We start from the raw sequence: 16,367 nt of genomic DNA, 5'->3' as shown, positions 1-16,367 counted from the left end.
GCCCTATTCCATTGGAGAGGAAACGCATGTCAGATAAACCCGCTCCCACTTCCGTTTCGATCCACGAATTGATCGCAGGCCGCTGGAGCCCGCGCGCGTATTCAAACGAGCCCGTCAGCGCCGAGCATCTGCATGCGGTGCTCGAGGCGGCGCGCTGGGCGCCGTCGGGTTACAACGCGCAGCCGTGGCGCTTCGTCGTGTTCGAGCGCAGCCGGGACGAAGCCGCGTTCAAGCGCGCATTCGCGACGCTGGTGCCGTTCAATCAGGGCTGGACCGCGCCGGTGCCCGTTCTGATCGCGGTAACCGCGCGCAAGCTGAATACGAAGGGCGAGCCCAACCCCACGGCTGCCTACGATGCGGGCGCGGCGGCATTGTCGCTCGTGCTTCAGGCGCATGCGCTCGGTCTCGCCGCGCATCAAATGAGCGGCTTCGACACGAAGGCATTTCGCGACGCATTCGAGATTCCGGCCGATATCGAGATTCTCGCGATCATCTCGCTTGGCCACTATGGCGATGCCGACAAGCTCGACCCGGTGCTGCGCGAGCGCGAGCGTGCGCCGCGCACGCGTCATCCGATCGGAGAGATCGTCTACGCCGACGCGTGGCAGAAACCGTTTTCGACGGCGGCGTGACTGAAGCGCGGCACGGCGCACACAGCGTGGCAGGCAGGCCGCGCGCGCCGTGACGAGGGGCCGTGCAGCCGTTGTGTGAGTGATTCCGGCCGGGCGGCCAGATGGCACCCGGCTTGGGCCGGCGGGTTCGTGAGCCGCGGTGTCGATGGCGCAGGCGCGGTTCACGCCGGCGCGCGATTGTCCGCCGATCAGGTGGCCGCACACCGGTTTTTCGTCACCGATGGCTTGGAGAGTCGACTCGCCGGCTATCGGCGTTGTGACGCGCAGGCCGCCGCACGGCCTTGCCTCGATCAGCCCCTTTTAATTCGCCGCCCCGCATTCCGGGCAACTGTTTCAAAACCGTTTTCCGCTCGATTCACCGCCAGCCGGCACCCGATTGTGACGCAGGACCGTTTCGTGATAAAAAGCCGGTCCTCCCTTTTTTGCCCCGCCTGTCGGCGGCCCGCCCAATGACTTATTGCGCGATCGACTTTGGCACGTCCAATTCCGCCGTCGCGTTGCCGCGCGCCGGCACCGCGGTCGGCATGCAGCTTGCGCCCGTCGAAGGCGAGCAATTGACGCTGCCCACCGCGATCTTCTTCAATGCCGACGAAGGCGTCCGCGACTACGGCCGCGCGGCGCTTGCGTCTTACATCGACGGCTTCGAAGGCCGCCTGATGCGCTCGATGAAAAGCATCCTCGGCTCGCCGCTTGCCCAAACCACGACCGATCTCGGCGACGGCTCCGCGATCGCCTATACGGACGTGATCGCGCTGTTTCTGTTGCATCTGAAGCAAAAGGCGCAAGCCTGCGCGGGTAGCGAGATTGGCCGCGCGGTGCTCGGCCGCCCGGTGTTCTTCGTCGACGGTGATCCGCGCGCCGATCGCCTCGCGCAGCAGCAGCTCGAATCGGCCGCGCGGGCGGTGGGATTCGCGGACGTCGAGTTCCAATACGAGCCGATTGCCGCCGCGTTCGACTACGAATCGCGGCAGCAGTCCGAGCGGCTCGTGCTCGTCGCGGATATCGGCGGCGGCACGTCGGATTTCTCGCTGGTGCGTGTCGGCCCGCAGCGCATGCGCCGGCTCGAGCGCAAGGGCGACGTGCTCGCGCACCACGGCGTGCATGTCGCGGGCACCGATTACGACCGGCGCGTCGAACTGTCGGTGATCCTGCCCGAGTTCGGCTACCGTGCGCTCGATCCGGAAGGCCGCGAGCTGCCGAACCGCATTTACTTCGATCTGGCGACCTGGCACCTGATCAATACGGTCTATACGCCGAAGCGTGCGGGCGAACTCAAGCTGATGAAGCATCTGTATACAGACGCGCGCCACTTCGAGCGGCTGTTGCGCGTCGTCGAGCGCCGGCTCGGCCATGCGCTTGCCGCGCGCGCGGAGGAGGCAAAGATCGGCGTGTCGGCGGGCGGCGAGACGACAATCGATTTGGACGATGTCGACGAAGACCTGCAGATCGCGTTCGACGCCGAGCAGCTCGTCGATGCGAGCCGCGACGAGACCGCGCGCATCGTCGATGCGGCGCGCGAGACGGTGCGCCTTGCGGGCGTGGCGCCGCGCGAGGTCGGCGCGCTGTATTTCACGGGCGGCTCCACGGGGCTGGCGTTTCTGTCGGGCGCGCTAGCGGCGGCATTCCCGGATGCGCAGCCGGTTTACGGCGATCGTCTGGCGAGCGTCGCAACGGGGCTCGGGATTCATGCGCAACGCGTATTTGGCTGAACAATGGCGCGCTGCAAACCGGGGCGCGGGCGCATTGCCGCCGGCGGCGTGCCCGATATCCGGATTCGGCTCGACTCGTTCGGCCTGACCTAATCCGGCCCACCTGCGCTCAGTCCGGCTGGGCTTGCCCGTTAGGGCTTCGATGCAGCCAGGCGCCAGTCCATTCGGCCCGTTCGGCTCGGCCGGCAGGCGTGCAGCCGGCCGGCAAACCGCACGCCAAAAATCAAAAACCCCGCGCAAGGCGGGGTTTCGTGTGCAGCGAAGATCTCGCGCCGGCTTACAGCGGCTTGATGTTCGCGGCTTGCAGGCCCTTCGGGCCGGTCTTCACTTCGAACTCGACCTTCTGGTTTTCCTGCAGCGTCTTGAAGCCGTCGACGCGGATTTCCGAGAAGTGGGCGAACAGATCCTCGCCGCCGCCTTCCGGCGTAATGAAACCAAAACCCTTCGCGTCGTTAAACCATTTGACGGTACCGGTTGCCATAACGTATTCCTAACCTAAATAAAAATGTGAGACAGGGCCGAAGCCCGGGGAGCGCATGAAAATCAAGGAAGGGGTAATGGGACCAGCCGGAGTACCGTTGATGGGCGAACTACGAAAGAACCTATTCACTCGCCGCTTGAAATCCTGCGCATCGTTTATACGACTATTCGATGCCGAGGTCAATCGGAATCGACGATAACTCAGGGTTATTGCTGAGAAGTAGCCCTAAACCAACTTACAAAGCTTGCGAGTGTCATCGTTTTTTTATAGGGGGTGATCGATTTTTGCGGCCAATCTCCAGTGCAACCGTTAAACTACGCGCCGCGCGCGGACGGGTTGCGCCTGATCGGCTGACCCGTTTTCAAGAATGCATGTGCGGCGTTATCCGGCCCGATCGTCGGTGATGCCGACTCTGCTTTTGTGAGACACAGGAGAGGTTGTGAAGAGTTCTATTCAACGGAACATTGGTCCGTTTGCTTTGATGCTGACCGGATTGGGGTCGATCATCGGATCGGGGTGGCTGTTCGGCGCCTGGAAAGCCGCAAAGATCGCCGGGCCTGCGGCGATCTGCGCGTGGATCATCGGCGCGGTCGTGATTCTGGCTATTGCACTCACCTACGCGGAACTCGGCGCGATGTTCCCTGAATCGGGCGGCATGGTGCGCTATGCGCGCTATTCGCACGGCTCGCTCGTCGGTTTCATCAGCGCATGGGCGAACTGGATTGCGATCGTCTCGGTGATTCCGATCGAGGCGGAGGCGTCGATCCAATATATGAGCACTTGGCCATACGAATGGGCGCACAGCCTGTTCGTCAACGGCGAGCTGACGACACCCGGATTGTTGTTATCGGCCGTGCTCGTGGTCGTCTACTTCATGCTCAACTACTGGGGCGTGAAGCTCTTCGCGCGTGCGAATTCGGCGATCACGATCTTCAAGTTCCTGATTCCCGGCCTCACGATTCTCGGCCTGCTGCTCACGAGCTTCCACAGCGAGAATCTGGGCATGACCACGAGCGAAAGCTTCGCGCCGTATGGCTGGTCGGCCGTGCTGACCGCGGTGGCGACGAGCGGCATCGTGTTCGCGTTCAACGGCTTCCAGAGCCCCGTCAACCTGGCGGGCGAAGCGCGCAATCCGTCGCGCAGCGTGCCGTTCGCGGTGGTTTCGTCGATCCTGATCGCGCTCGTGATTTACGTGTTGCTGCAGGTCGCGTATATCGGCGCGGTCGATCCGCTCGAGGTGGCCAAGGGCTGGAAGCACTTCAATTTCGCGTCGCCGTTCGCGGAACTCGCGCTCGCGCTGAACCTGAACTGGCTGGCGATCCTGCTGTACATCGACGCGTTCGTGAGCCCGAGCGGCACCGGCACGACCTATATGGCAACGACGACGCGGATGATCTACGCGATGGAGCGCAACAACACGATGCCGAAGATGTTCGGCAGCGTGCATCCGCTGTACGGCGTGCCGCGCAACGCGATGTGGTTCAACCTGCTCGTGTCGTTCATCTTCCTGTTCTTCTTCCGCGGTTGGAGTTCGCTTGCGGCGGTGATCTCGGTGGCAACCGTGATCTCATACCTGACAGGCCCGATCTGCCTGATGGCGCTGCGCCGCGCGGCGACCGACCTCGAACGACCGCTGTCGATTCCCGGCATGGGCTTGATCGCGCCGTTCGCGTTCGTTTGCGCGTCGCTGATCCTGTACTGGGCGAAGTGGCCGCTGACGGGGCAGATCATTCTGCTGATGGTCGTGGCGCTGCCGGTGTACTTCTACTATCAGGGCAAGGCCGGCTGGAACGGCTGGGGCACCGATCTGAAGGCGGCGTGGTGGCTCGTCGCGTATCTGCCCGCGATGGCCGTGCTGTCGCTGATCGGCAGCAAGGAGTTTGGCGGCCGCGATGTGCTGCCGTATGGCTGGGATATGGTGGTGGTCGCGGTGGTGTCGCTCGGATTCTATTTCTGGGGCGTGCATGCCGGTTATCGCACCCCGTATCTCGACGAGCGTGAGTCGCACGACGAGATCCTCGAAGGGATCGGCGCGTAAATCGGCGCGGGCCTGCCGCCGGCGGCCCGCGCAATATGAACGAGCCCGCCCCGGGTCATACCGGGCGGGCTTTGTTTTTTGCAGCGCCGTTCGGTAATGGTCGAGCGGCACGCGCGCGTATCAGGCCGTTGCTGGATCGAACACGTAATTCGTCATCGCGAGCACGCGCTGGTAGGTGCCGAGCGGCTGGATGCGCAGCCGGTAATCGTCGTCGGCTGCGCCGAGCGCCGAGAACACCGGCAGCAGGTGCTCGTCGGTCGGGTGCATCAGCAGCGCGTGCGGCGCTTGGCGGCGGTAGTCGACGAGTGCGTCGATATCGCGCGCGGCGAGCTTTGCGTCGAACCAGCCGGTGAATTCGGCAACGCGCGGGTCGGCTTCGCCGGGCGCTGCCGAGAAGTCGGCCGCGCGCAGGTTGTGCGTGATCTGCCCCGAACCGATCACCATCACGCCTTCGTCGCGCAGCGGCCGTAGCGCACGGCCGACGCGGAAGTGGTGCGCGGCGTCGGCGCGTGGCTGGATCGAAAGCTGCGCGACCGGGACGTCTGCGTGCGGGAACATCAGCAGCATCGGCACCCATGCGCCGTGGTCGAGCCCGTGCGGCAGCGCTGCCGTTTTGATTCCCGCCTCGGCGAGCAGCGCGGCTGCGCGGGTCGCGATATCTGGCGCACCGGGCGCGGGGTAGCGGATTTCGTACAGCGCGCGCGGAAAGCCGTGGAAATCGTGGATCGTGTCGGGGCGCTGCGCGGTGCTGACGACCGGTTGCTGCGTCAGCCAGTGCGCGGACAGCATCAGCACCGCGCGGGGGCGAGGCAGGGCCGCGCCCAGTTCGGCAAACGCGCCGGACGGCAGTGCCGGATCGATCGGCAGCGTTGGCGCGCCGTGTGACAGATAAAGCGACGGTAGACGGTTCATGATGATCGGGCTTCGCGCTTGATATCGATAGAGTTCAGACTATAAGCATGCGCCGTTCATTGATAAATGCGAAAAATGGATTTTATTGCGTCGTATTTGTATTTAATTGATGCGGCAAGCGGCAAGCGGCAAGCAGTCTTGGTCGGCAAGCCGGAATAGGGGGCAGCGTGATCGGCGGTCGAGGTCGCGGCGAAGCGGCGATCGCGGCGGCGCGCCGTGTCAGTTCAATTCGCGCAGCCCTGGCCACGGCGTGGTGTGTGGCGTGCCGAGCGCGAACATGTCGAGCACGCGCGAAACCGTGTGATCGACCATCTCGTCGATCGTTTTGGGCATGGCGTAAAACGCGGGCAGCGGCGGGAAAATGACGCCGCCCATCTCGGTGACGGCCGTCATGTTGCGCAGGTGCGCGAGATTGAACGGCGTTTCGCGCACGAGCAGCACGAGCCGGCGGCGCTCTTTGAGCGTCACGTCGGCGGCGCGGGCGATGAGGTTGTCGGATAGGCCATGCGCGATGCTCGCGAGCGTTTTCATCGAACATGGCGCGACGATCATGCCGTCGGTCGCAAACGAGCCCGACGCGATGCTCGCGCCGACATCGCGCACCGAATGGACGACATCGGCGCGCGCCTGCATGTCGTCCTTCGTGAGCTGCAATTCGTGCTGGAGATTGAGCCAGCCGGCGTGCGAGATCAGCAGATGCGTTTGGACGCCGCCCGCCGCGCGCAGCCTGTCGAGTGCGCGCACGCCGTAGATCGCACCGGAGGCGCCCGTGATCGCGACGATCAGGCGTCGCGGCGGGGGCGGGCGGGATTCCATCGGCAGAGACAGAAAGAAAGGACCGGCGCGCTTACGCGGCGGCGAAGAGCTGCTGCAGTTCGCCCGACTGGTACATCTCCATCATGATGTCCGAGCCGCCGACGAATTCGCCCTTCACATAGAGCTGGGGGATCGTCGGCCAGTTCGAGAATTCCTTGATGCCCTGGCGGATCTCTTCGTCCTCGAGCACGTTGACGGTCTTGAACTGATCGACGCCGCACGCCTTCAGCACCTGCACGGCGCGGCCCGAGAAGCCGCACATCGGAAATTGCGCGGTGCCTTTCATGAAGAGCACGACCGGGTTTTCGTCGACGATTTGCTTGATGCGTTGTTGGGTATCCATGGCTGACCTTGCTGTAGCTGGGCGTGAAGAAGAAATGATACTGGATTTCAGGGAGGCCGGCCGGCGCGGGCCGAGGCGCTCGGCGGCGTTCAGCCGGCCGCCCGGCCGCCCGTGGCGCGCTCGATCGACGCGAGATCGGTGAGCGATGCGACGCCGCGAAAACCCGCCGCGCCGAGGATCGCGCGCACCGCTTCGGCCTGATCGTAGCCGTGCTCGATCCATAGCGCGCCGTCCGGCGCGAGCCGCGCTGGTGCGCCGGCGGCAATCGCGCGGATCGCGGCGAGGCCGTCGGCCTCGTCGGTCAATGCGCCGCGCGGCTCGAAGCGCAGATCGCCCTGCGCGAGGTGCGGGTCGTGCCGCGCGATATACGGCGGATTGCTGACGATCACGTGAAAGCGCAGCGCGGGATCGAGCGCTGTGTACCAATCGCTTTCGACGCACCGCAGCGGGCCGCCCGGCCGGGCCGGATCGAGGAGGCGCGCCGCGTTGCGGCGCGCGACGTCGAGCGCGGCGGGCGAGCGTTCGAGCGCCCAGACGCGCGCGTCGGGTCGTTCGGCCGCGATCGACACCGCGATCGCGCCGCTGCCCGTGCCCAGATCGAGCACGCAGGGCTGCGCGATGCCGTCAAGCGCGTCGAGCGCGATTTCGACGAGCAACTCCGTTTCGGGCCGCGGAATCAGCACGTCGGGCGTGATCTCGAACGCGCGCCCGAAGAATTCGCGCGTGCCGGTGAGCTGCGCGACCGGCTCGCCCGCCGCGCGGCGCGCTTCGAGCGCGCGATAGCGCGCGAGCGCGTGCGCGTCGAGCGGCGCGTCGGCGCGTGTGATGAGTTGCGTGCGGCTCCAGCCGAGCGCGTGCGCGAGCAGGACGCGCGCATCGAGCGCGTCGAGCGGCGACGCGCGCAGCAGTTCGGCGACGGTGGCGGGCGCGGGCTTCATCGGGCGAGGCGCCGGCAGGCGCGGGCGTTCATTCCGCGTCGCCGAGCGATGCGAGCAGCTCGGCCTGATGTTCGCTCACAAGCGCGGCGATCAACTCGTCCAGATCGCCGTCCATGATCTGCTCGAGCTTGTACAGCGTCAGGTTGATCCGGTGATCGGTCATCCGGCCTTGCGGAAAGTTGTACGTGCGGATGCGCTCGGAGCGGTCGCCCGAGCCGATCAGGCTCTTGCGCGTCGCCGCCTCCTTCGCGTGCTGCTCGTGGTACTGCTTGTCCTTGATCCGCGCGGCGAGCACCTTCAGCGCGCGGTCCTTGTTCTTGTGCTGCGAGCGATCGTCCTGGCATTCGACGACGATGCCCGTCGGAATGTGCGTGACGCGCACCGCCGAATCGGTCTTGTTGATGTGCTGGCCGCCCGCGCCGGATGCGCGGAACGTGTCGATGCGCAGATCGGCCGGGTTGATCTCCACTTCGCCGATCTCGTCGGCCTCGGGCATCACCGCGACCGTGCATGCGGACGTGTGGATGCGGCCCTGCGTTTCGGTTGCCGGCACGCGCTGCACGCGGTGGCCGCCCGATTCGAACTTCAACCGCGAGTACGCGCCGTAGCCCGCGATGCGCACGATCACTTCCTTGTAGCCGCCGAGATCCGACGCGCTTTCCGACATCATCTCGACTTGCCAGCGCTGCCGCTCCGCGTAGCGCAGGTACATGCGCAGCAGATCGCCCGCGAACAGCGCCGATTCGTCGCCGCCCGTGCCCGCGCGGATTTCGACGAAGATGTTGCGCTCGTCGTTCGGGTCTTTCGGCAGCAGCATCGTTTGCAGTTCGGCCTCGAGGCGGCTCATCCGCTCACGCGCGCCGCGCAGCTCGTCTTCGGCGAAATCGCGCATTGCCGCATCGCCGAGCAGCTCCTGCGCGGCCTGCTCGTCGGCGCGGGCCGTGCGCCATTGCGCATAGTGATCAACGACGGGGCCGATCTCGGCGTGCTCGCGCGTCAGTTTCCGGTACTGGTCGAGATCTGCGGTGACGTTTTCGCGGCTTAGCAGATCGTTCAATTCGGCCAGCCGGGTTGTAAGCTGGTCGAGCTTGCTTTGCATGCTCGTCTTCATGGTGCGGAGCGGGGCTCCCGGAGAGGAATTCGAAAAAGGGAAGAAAGCGCGGCGGGTTCGGCGCCGCTACCGGTCCGACGTATCCGTCGAACGCGGCGCGTGCTGGTAGAAGCCGCGCATCAGGTCGATCAGCGAATCGCGCTCGGCGCCGTTCGCGCGGTTGAGCGCGCTCGTCGGGCCGTGAATCAGCTTGTTGGTCAGCGCTTGCGACAGCGCATCGAGCACGGCGGCCGGATCGTCGCCGCGCGCGAGCATCTTTTGCGCTTTTTCGACTTCGGCGCGGCGCAACGCGTCGGCCTGGGTGTGCATGTGACGAATCACGGGCACGATGCTGCGCGCGTCGAGCCATTGCATGAAGTTTTGCACGCGGGTCTCGATGATCGCCTCGGCCTGCGCGACGGCCGCTTGCCGCGACGCATTGCCTTCGCGGACGATCGCGCCGAGATCGTCGACCGTATAGAGGAACACGTCCTTCAGCTTGCCGACTTCCGGCTCGATGTCGCGCGGCACCGCGAGGTCGACCATGAAGATCGGCCGGTGGCGGCGCGCCTTCACCGCGCGCTCGACGGCGCCCAGGCCGATGATCGGCAGTGTCGACGCGGTGCACGACACGATGATGTCGAATTCGTGCATCCGCGCGGGCAGCTCGGCCAGCGGTATCGAGCGGCCGCTGAAGCGCTCGGCGAGCTTCGCGCCGCGTTGCGCCGTGCGGTTCGCGACGACGAGTTCGCGCGGGCTCTGCGCGGCGAAGTGGGTCGCGCACAGCTCGATCATTTCGCCCGCGCCGATGAACAGCACGCGCTGATTCGACACTTTTTCGAAGATCCGCTGCGCGAGCCGCACTGCGGCGGCGGCCATCGATACCGATTGCGCGCCGATCTCGGTCGTGCCGCGCACTTCCTTCGCGACTGCGAACGTGCGCTGAAAGAGCTGGTTCAGATAGGTGCCGAGCGCGCCGGCCTCGGACGCGGTGCGCACGGCGTCCTTCATCTGGCCGAGGATCTGCGTTTCGCCGAGCACCATCGAATCGAGCCCCGACGCGACGCGAAAGGCGTGACGCACCGCTTCGGATTGCGGCAGCGCGTAGACGTGCGGCGCGAGTTCGTCGGCGGGAATGCGGTGATAGTCGGACAGCCAGCGGATCGCGGCGTCGCGCGCCGCGCGGTCATCGGTTGCGCAGTACAGCTCGGTGCGATTGCAGGTCGACAGGATCGCGGCCTCCGGCCCATGCGGCGCCTGACGGCTCGGAAAGACGCTCTTGAACGTCGCGAGCGCCGGCTTGAGCTGCTCGAGCGGAAACGCCACGCGTTCGCGCAGGGCGACAGGCGCAGTGTGGTGGTTGATTCCGATCGTGAGGAGCTGCATGGCAAGGGGCTATCGTTTAGGCCCATATTATAGCGTTTTGACGGCGAGCGATCGTCGGCGCGTGCCGCGCCGGCGGCATTAGGCGGACCGGCGCACGCAGGGCCTGGCGGCGCGCGCCGCAGCTTGGGGCTGCTGCGACGTCATGACGCGCTTTTTTTGATAGTGTGAGAAGTAGCCCCAAAACAGTGCGAAAATGACAATTGCGAAACGGAAACATCGTTCAGTGCCGACGGAACGGTCCCGGTCGCAAAAAAGAGGCGTTGGATGAACTGGTTTGGAGTCGTGGTGCTGGGTTGTGCCGTCGGTTTGCTTGGCTGGGCGTTGCATCCGCTGCGCCGCCTGAGCCGTGTGCCGCTGTGGGCGGCCGTCGCGGCTGGCGTGCTCGGTGCGGCCGCCGCGCGCATGGCGGGCAATGTCGCCGGATTCTTTTATGACGGCGAGACGCTCGAATGGCCGGTTTGCGCCGTCGTTGCGTTCGTTGCCGTTACTTTGACGGTGGGCTTGTCGGCCCGCCGCTGAATGTTTGCAGGTGAAAAAAATCATGAATGCCCGAGTCCCCAACTCGTCGACCGTGCCGGCGCGCCTTGCCGCATTGCGCGACGCGATGGCGCGCGAGAATCTGGCCGCCTATCTGGTGCCGTCCGCCGATCCCCATCTGTCCGAATATCTGCCCGAGCGCTGGCAGGCGCGCCAATGGCTGTCCGGCTTCACCGGCTCGGTCGGCACGCTCGTGGTGACCGCCGATTTCGCCGGCCTGTGGGTCGATAGCCGTTATTGGGTGCAGGCCGATGCGCAACTCGCGGGCAGCGGCGTGCAGTTGATGAAAATGACGGGCGGTCAGCAGACCCAGCCGCATGTCGAGTGGCTCGCGACGCATGTCGAAGCGGGCGGCACGGTCGGTGTCGACGGGGCCGTGCTCGGCGTGGCGGCGGCGCGCGCGCTCGACGCGGCGCTGACGCCGCGCGGCATCGCGCTGCGCACCGACGTCGATCTGATCGACACGATCTGGCCGCGGCGTCCGTCGCTGCCTGCCGCGGCGGTCTTCGAGCACGCCGCGCCGCACGCGGATGCGTCGCGTGCGGGCAAGCTCGCGCAGGTGCGTCGCGCGATGCACGAGCAGCGCGCGCAGTGGCATTTCGTGTCGGCGCTCGACGATCTCGCGTGGCTCTTCAATTTGCGCGGCACCGATGTCAACTACAACCCGGTGTTCGTCGCGCACGCGCTCGTCGGCCTCGAGCGCGCGACGCTCTTCGTCGCCGACGGCAAGGTGTCCGCGGAGCTTGCGGCGTCGCTCGCGCAAGACGGCGTCGACGTGCAGCCGTATGCCGCCGCGGCCGCCGCGCTCGCCGCGCTGCCGACCGGCGCGGCGCTCCTGATCGATCCGCGCCGCGTCACGCACGGCCTGTTGCAGGCCGTGCCGCGCGAAGTGCGGGTGATCGAGGCGGTGAATCCGTCGACATTCGCGAAATCGCGCAAGACGCCGGCCGAGATCGAACACGTGCGCGCGACGATGGTGCAGGACGGCGCGGCGCTCGCGGAATTCTTCGCGTGGTTCGAAGGCGCGCTCGGCCGCGAGACGATTACCGAACTCACGATCGACGAGCGGCTGACGGCCGCGCGCGCGCGGCGGCCCGGCTACGTGTCGCCGAGCTTCGCGACGATCGCGGGCTTCAACGGCAACGGCGCGATGCCGCATTATCGGGCCACGCGCGGCGCGCACGCGACAATCGACGGCGACGGCCTGTTGCTGATCGATTCGGGCGGCCAGTATCTGAGCGGCACGACCGACGTTACGCGGGTCGTGCCCGTCGGCACGATCGGCGACGCTCACCGGCGCGATTTCACGATCGTGTTGAAGGCGATGATGGCGCTGTCGCGCGCGCGCTTTCCGCGCGGCATCCGCTCGCCGATGCTCGACGCGATCGCGCGCGCGCCGATGTGGGCGGCCGGGCTCGATTACGGGCACGGCACCGGGCATGGCGTCGGCTATTTCCTGAACGTCCACGAAGGGCCGCAGGTGATTTCGCACTATGCGAGCGCGGAGCCCTACACGGCGATGGAAGAGGGGATGATCACGTCGATCGAGCCGGGCGTGTACCGGCCCGGCCAGTGGGGCGTGCGCATCGAGAATCTGGTCGTCAACCGCGCGGCCGGGCAGACCGAATTCGGCGATTTCCTCGAATTCGAGACGCTGACGCTGTGCCCGATCGATACGCGCTGCATGCTGCCGGCGTTGATGACGGACGACGAGCGCGCGTGGCTCAACGCGTATCACGCAACGGTGCGCGAGCGGATCGCGCCGCATGTGTCGGGCGATGCGAAGGCATGGCTCGACGCGCGCACGCAGCCGATCTGAGCGGCTGCACGCGGTGCGGCGGTGCTGGGCCTGCCGGTGCAGGCCGGGGCCGCGCTTTTCCGCAACGGCGGCTTCAACGGCGAGAGCAATAGATGAAGGGCGCGGCGGTCATCGTGATCGACATGCAGCGCGGTTTGCTGCAAGGGGCGCGGCCGGCGCACGGGCTTGGCGAAATCGTCGCTGGCATCAACCGGCTGACGGCCGCCGCGCGCGCGGCGCATGCGCCGGTGTGCTTCGTTCAGCATGACGGCGAGCCGGATGACGGCGACGACATCGCGCCCGGCACGCCGGGCTGGGAACTGCACGCGGATCTCGTGCGCGCGCGCACCGACTGGTCGATCCGCAAGCGCGTGAGCGACGCATTCCAGGACACGCCGCTGGCGGCCGGGCTCGACCGCCGCCGCATCTCGCACGTGATCCTGTGCGGTTACGCAACGCAGTTCTGCGTCGATGCGACCGCCCGCCGGGCCGCGCTGATCGGCTACCGCACCACGGTCGTCGCTGATCTGCACACGACGTGCGACTGGCCGCATCTGAGCGCAGCGCAAATGATCACGCATCACAATCTCACTTGGAAAAACTGCACGTACTCGGGCAACGGCGTCGTGCCGCGTCCGCTCGACGACGTGCTCGCGATGGAGTTCGCATGAGCGTCAGGGCAGTGGTATTCGATTTTGGCGGCGTGTTGATCGATTGGAATCCGGAGTATCTGTACCGCAAGCTGATTGCCGACGACGCCGAGCGCCGCTGGTTCCTCACGCACGTTTGCCCGATGGACTGGGTGATCAAGCAAGACGGCGGGCAGCCGATCGACGAAGGCACGGCCGAGCGCATTGCGCAGTTTCCCGAGCACGAGGCGATGATCCGCGCGTTCTACGCGCGCTGGCACGAAATGATCGGCGGGGTGCTCGACGGCGGCGCGGCGCTCGTCGATAAGCTCGACGCGCATTGCGTGCCGCTGTTCGGGCTCACCAACTGGTCGGCGCAGACGTTTCCGTATGCATGGGAGCGTTTTGCGGTATTGCACCGCTTCAAGGAGATCGTCGTGTCGGGGCACGTGAAGCTCGTGAAGCCCGATCCGGCGATCTATCGAGCAATGCATGCGCGGATCGAGCCGCACTTGCCCGGCATCGCCGCGGATGAAATCGTGTTCATCGACGACAACGCAAAGAACGCGGCTGCCGCGACGGCGCTCGGCTGGCATGGCATCCATCATACGAGCGCGGATGCGACCGAGGCGCGGCTGCGCGAATTGGGCGTGTTCGATTGACGGTTCGATTGACGGTTTGATTGACGGTTTGATTGACGGTTTGATTGACGGTTTGATTGACGGTTTGATTGACGGCGCGGCGGCGGTGATGCGCCGTATTGGCGATGGCGGCGTGGCGGCGATGACCATGAAAAAAGCGGGCAATTCCGGTTGCCCGCTTTTTTTGCGCGGGCCATCGCATGCTTTGCGCCGCGATATGCCGCAGGTAAGGCGTATGCCGCTGGCGGGCCCTGAGCGCCCGCGCGGGCGCCGCGCGCGACGGCGCCGGCCGCCGACGCCGCCGATCGGCGGCGCGGCCGCGCGAGCGTTGAACATCGAACGTGGAGCGTTGAATGTTCGACGTTCAACGCCAAGCGCCGGACCTCGGACGCCGCGCGCGGACGCCGGACGCCGTTTTACCGGCTGATCGGCTTGTAGCGAATCCGTTTCGGCTTCGCCGCTTCTTCACCCAGGCGCGCGCGTTTGTCCGCTTCGTATTCCTGGTAGTTGCCGTCGAAGAAGACAACCTGCGAATCCCCTTCGAACGCGAGGATGTGCGTTGCGATCCGGTCGAGGAACCAGCGGTCGTGCGAGATCACCATCACCGAGCCGGCGAATTCGAGCAGCGCGTCTTCGAGCGCGCGCAGCGTCTCGACGTCGAGGTCATTCGACGGCTCGTCGAGTAGCAGCACGTTGCCGCCCGCGATCAGCGTCTTCGCCAGATGCAGCCGGCCCCGCTCGCCGCCCGACAGGTTGCCGACGATTTTTTGCTGATCGCCGCCCTTGAAATTGAAGCGGCCGATGTACGCGCGCGACGGCGTTTCGTACTTGCCGACCGTCAGCACGTCCGCGCCGCCCGAGATTTCGTCGAACACGGTTTTCGAGCCGTCGAGCGCGTCGCGGCTCTGGTCGACGTAGGCGAGCTTCACGGTCGGGCCCATCACGATCTCGCCCGAATCCGGCTGCTCGTTGCCGGTGATCATTCGGAACAGCGTCGATTTGCCGGCGCCGTTCGGACCGATGATGCCGACGATCGCGCCGGCCGGAATCTTGAAGCTGAGGTTGTCGATCAGCAGGCGGTCGCCGTAAGACTTGCTGACGTTCTTGAACTCGATCACTTCATTGCCGAGGCGCTCGCCGACTGGAATGAAGATCTCCTGCGTCTCGTTGCGCTTCTGGTATTCCTGGCTGCTCAGTTCCTCGAAGCGCGCGATACGCGCCTTCGACTTCGCCTGGCGGCCCTTCGGGTTCTGACGCACCCACTCCAGTTCCTTCTTGATCGCCTTCTGGCGTGCGGATTCGGCCGCTTCTTCCTGCTTCAGGCGCGCTTCCTTCTGGTCGAGCCAACTGCTGTAGTTGCCTTTCCACGGAATGCCGTGGCCGCGGTCGAGCTCGAGAATCCACTCGGCCGCGTTGTCGAGGAAGTAGCGGTCGTGCGTAACCGCGACGACCGTGCCGGGGAAGCGCACGAGGAATTGTTCGAGCCAGTCGACCGATTCGGCGTCGAGGTGGTTGGTCGGCTCGTCGAGCAGCAGCATGTCGGGCTTTTCGAGCAGCAGCTTGCATAGCGCGACGCGGCGCTTCTCGCCGCCCGACAGATGCTCGATCTTCGCATCCCACGGCGGCAGGCGCAGCGCGTCGGCCGCGACTTCGAGCTGCTGCTCGGGGCTGCCGCCGTCGCTCGCGGCGAGGATGGCCTCGTACTTCGCCTGCTCGGCGGCGAGCGCGTCGAAATCGGCGTCCGGCTCCGCATAGGCGGCGTAGATTTCATCGAGCTTTTTTTGCGCCTGAAAAATATCGCCGAGACCTTCCTCGACGGCTTCGCGCACTGTTTTCTGCGCATCGAGCTGCGGCTCCTGCGGCAGATAGCCGATGTTCAGGTTCGGCATCGGCGTGGCTTCGCCTTCGATGTCCTTGTCGGCGCCTGCCATGATGCGGATCAGCGTCGATTTGCCCGAGCCGTTCAGCCCGAGCACGCCGATCTTCGCGCCGGGGAAGAACGACAGCGAAATGTCTTTCAGGATCTGGCGCTTGGGCGGCACGATCTTGCCGACCCGGTTCATCGTGAAAACGTATTGGGCCATGTGTGTCAGTGAGAGAGTCAAAATGAGCGCCGCGTAGGTCCGGCACGCGGGGCGCGGTGAGATGGCGCGCGATTCGGCTTGTCTGATCGCAGGCCGGCGCGGCGATGGCGGGCGGCTTGCCGCGCGAAAGCGGCGCGAACCGTCATTGTACTGCGTCGGCCGGCGGCGCAAGCGGGGTGGCGCCGCGCGAGGCGGCTGCCACGCGCGGCCGGGAATTTGAAAAGCGCGGCGGCGCGCGTTAGCGTGTTTCGCATTCGTGTATCGCGACGCAATCGGCGCGCGCGGATCGGCGCTCACGCCGGCATCGACGCCTCGGCGCATTCGAAACCGTTG

General features: G+C 65.9%; 15 protein-coding genes. 7 read left to right on the top strand and 8 right to left on the bottom strand.

Translation table 11 applies throughout. The features are described 5' to 3' along the window. Window positions 1–26 precede the first annotated feature (26 nt). Complete coding sequence (locus tag WS68_RS15820) at window positions 27–632, top strand: nitroreductase family protein (RefSeq protein WP_059571704.1); 606 nt, start codon at window positions 27–29, stop codon at window positions 630–632. Window positions 633–1,081: 449 nt separating this feature from the next. Beyond that, entirely contained in the window at window positions 1,082–2,341 is a 1,260-nt protein-coding gene (locus WS68_RS15815) for an Hsp70 family protein (RefSeq protein ID WP_059571703.1), read from the top strand. Between the two features lie 277 nt (window positions 2,342–2,618). Here the strand turns inward: WS68_RS15815 and WS68_RS15810 are convergent, their stop codons facing one another. Then, window positions 2,619–2,822: a cold-shock protein gene (locus WS68_RS15810; protein ID WP_004196837.1), complete on the bottom strand. Its 204-nt coding sequence runs from the start codon at window positions 2,820–2,822 to the stop codon at window positions 2,619–2,621. A gap of 439 nt (window positions 2,823–3,261) precedes the next feature. Between WS68_RS15810 and WS68_RS15805 the strand changes: the two genes are divergently transcribed. Then, the gene (locus WS68_RS15805; protein ID WP_059571702.1) at window positions 3,262–4,860 is read left to right on the top strand and encodes an APC family permease; all 1,599 of its coding nucleotides are present in this window, start codon (window positions 3,262–3,264) and stop codon (window positions 4,858–4,860) included. A 120-nt stretch (window positions 4,861–4,980) separates the two neighbouring features. On the opposite strand, the gene WS68_RS15800 is transcribed toward WS68_RS15805, so the two are convergent. From WS68_RS15800 to hemA, 6 genes are all read right to left on the bottom strand, one after another. After that, window positions 4,981–5,772 carry a DODA-type extradiol aromatic ring-opening family dioxygenase gene (locus tag WS68_RS15800; protein WP_059571701.1) on the bottom strand — a complete coding sequence of 264 codons (792 nt, stop codon included), beginning with the start codon at window positions 5,770–5,772 and terminating at the stop codon, window positions 4,981–4,983. Window positions 5,773–5,991: 219 nt separating this feature from the next. Continuing rightward, window positions 5,992–6,588: a UbiX family flavin prenyltransferase gene (locus WS68_RS15795; protein ID WP_059571700.1), complete on the bottom strand. Its 597-nt coding sequence runs from the start codon at window positions 6,586–6,588 to the stop codon at window positions 5,992–5,994. Between the two features lie 31 nt (window positions 6,589–6,619). Then, window positions 6,620–6,931 (bottom strand): Grx4 family monothiol glutaredoxin, encoded by a 312-nt coding sequence (grxD, locus tag WS68_RS15790; RefSeq protein ID WP_059520640.1) that lies wholly within the window; start codon window positions 6,929–6,931, stop codon window positions 6,620–6,622. An 89-nt stretch (window positions 6,932–7,020) separates the two neighbouring features. Next, on the bottom strand, window positions 7,021–7,869 hold the full coding sequence (gene prmC, locus WS68_RS15785; RefSeq protein ID WP_059571699.1) for a peptide chain release factor N(5)-glutamine methyltransferase: 849 nt from the start codon (window positions 7,867–7,869) through the stop codon (window positions 7,021–7,023). A gap of 28 nt (window positions 7,870–7,897) precedes the next feature. Further along, on the bottom strand, window positions 7,898–8,980 hold the full coding sequence (gene prfA, locus WS68_RS15780; protein ID WP_059571698.1) for a peptide chain release factor 1: 1,083 nt from the start codon (window positions 8,978–8,980) through the stop codon (window positions 7,898–7,900). A gap of 66 nt (window positions 8,981–9,046) precedes the next feature. Continuing rightward, entirely contained in the window at window positions 9,047–10,345 is a 1,299-nt protein-coding gene (hemA, locus tag WS68_RS15775; protein WP_059571697.1) for a glutamyl-tRNA reductase, read from the bottom strand. 264 nt (window positions 10,346–10,609) lie between these two features. On the opposite strand from hemA, the gene WS68_RS15770 reads away from it, so the two are divergent. From WS68_RS15770 to WS68_RS15755, 4 genes are all read left to right on the top strand, one after another. Continuing rightward, on the top strand, window positions 10,610–10,864 hold the full coding sequence (locus WS68_RS15770) for a hypothetical protein (RefSeq protein ID WP_059571696.1): 255 nt from the start codon (window positions 10,610–10,612) through the stop codon (window positions 10,862–10,864). Between the two features lie 22 nt (window positions 10,865–10,886). Next, window positions 10,887–12,701, top strand: coding sequence for an aminopeptidase P family protein (locus WS68_RS15765; protein WP_059571721.1), 1,815 nt, complete (start codon window positions 10,887–10,889; stop codon window positions 12,699–12,701). Between the two features lie 92 nt (window positions 12,702–12,793). After that, a complete protein-coding gene (locus WS68_RS15760) occupies window positions 12,794–13,351 on the top strand; it encodes an isochorismatase family protein (protein ID WP_059571695.1) in 558 nt (185 codons plus the stop codon). Then, the gene (locus WS68_RS15755) at window positions 13,348–13,971 is read left to right on the top strand and encodes an HAD-IA family hydrolase (RefSeq protein WP_059571694.1); all 624 of its coding nucleotides are present in this window, start codon (window positions 13,348–13,350) and stop codon (window positions 13,969–13,971) included. The genes WS68_RS15760 and WS68_RS15755 overlap by 4 nt, the downstream gene beginning before the upstream one ends. A 395-nt stretch (window positions 13,972–14,366) precedes the next feature. On the opposite strand, the gene ettA is transcribed toward WS68_RS15755, so the two are convergent. Next, window positions 14,367–16,034 carry an energy-dependent translational throttle protein EttA gene (gene ettA / locus WS68_RS15745; protein ID WP_059571720.1) on the bottom strand — a complete coding sequence of 556 codons (1,668 nt, stop codon included), beginning with the start codon at window positions 16,032–16,034 and terminating at the stop codon, window positions 14,367–14,369. Between the last annotated feature and the right edge of the window lie 333 nt (window positions 16,035–16,367).

Origin of the sequence: Burkholderia sp. TSV86 (assembly GCF_001522865.1) — a bacterium.
Classification (GTDB): Bacteria; Pseudomonadota; Gammaproteobacteria; order Burkholderiales; family Burkholderiaceae; genus Burkholderia.
The sequence above is the reverse complement of the archived record's forward strand: the minus strand, read 5'-3'. Positions and strand labels throughout refer to the sequence as shown.

What these genes read in the sequence shown, in the direction of transcription:
- WS68_RS15820 (WP_059571704.1), top strand. Translation starts at nt 27, where the DNA reads ATGTCAGATAAACCCGCTCCCACTTCCGTTTCGATCCACGAATTGATC.
- WS68_RS15815 (WP_059571703.1), top strand. Translation starts at nt 1,082, where the DNA reads ATGACTTATTGCGCGATCGACTTTGGCACGTCCAATTCCGCCGTCGCG.
- WS68_RS15810 (WP_004196837.1), bottom strand. Translation starts at nt 2,822, where the DNA reads ATGGCAACCGGTACCGTCAAATGGTTTAACGACGCGAAGGGTTTTGGT.
- WS68_RS15800 (WP_059571701.1), bottom strand. Translation starts at nt 5,772, where the DNA reads ATGAACCGTCTACCGTCGCTTTATCTGTCACACGGCGCGCCAACGCTG.
- WS68_RS15795 (WP_059571700.1), bottom strand. Translation starts at nt 6,588, where the DNA reads ATGGAATCCCGCCCGCCCCCGCCGCGACGCCTGATCGTCGCGATCACG.
- grxD (WP_059520640.1), bottom strand. Translation starts at nt 6,931, where the DNA reads ATGGATACCCAACAACGCATCAAGCAAATCGTCGACGAAAACCCGGTC.
- prmC (WP_059571699.1), bottom strand. Translation starts at nt 7,869, where the DNA reads ATGAAGCCCGCGCCCGCCACCGTCGCCGAACTGCTGCGCGCGTCGCCG.
- prfA (WP_059571698.1), bottom strand. Translation starts at nt 8,980, where the DNA reads ATGAAGACGAGCATGCAAAGCAAGCTCGACCAGCTTACAACCCGGCTG.
- hemA (WP_059571697.1), bottom strand. Translation starts at nt 10,345, where the DNA reads ATGCAGCTCCTCACGATCGGAATCAACCACCACACTGCGCCTGTCGCC.
- WS68_RS15770 (WP_059571696.1), top strand. Translation starts at nt 10,610, where the DNA reads ATGAACTGGTTTGGAGTCGTGGTGCTGGGTTGTGCCGTCGGTTTGCTT.
- WS68_RS15765 (WP_059571721.1), top strand. Translation starts at nt 10,887, where the DNA reads ATGAATGCCCGAGTCCCCAACTCGTCGACCGTGCCGGCGCGCCTTGCC.
- WS68_RS15760 (WP_059571695.1), top strand. Translation starts at nt 12,794, where the DNA reads ATGAAGGGCGCGGCGGTCATCGTGATCGACATGCAGCGCGGTTTGCTG.
- WS68_RS15755 (WP_059571694.1), top strand. Translation starts at nt 13,348, where the DNA reads ATGAGCGTCAGGGCAGTGGTATTCGATTTTGGCGGCGTGTTGATCGAT.
- ettA (WP_059571720.1), bottom strand. Translation starts at nt 16,034, where the DNA reads ATGGCCCAATACGTTTTCACGATGAACCGGGTCGGCAAGATCGTGCCG.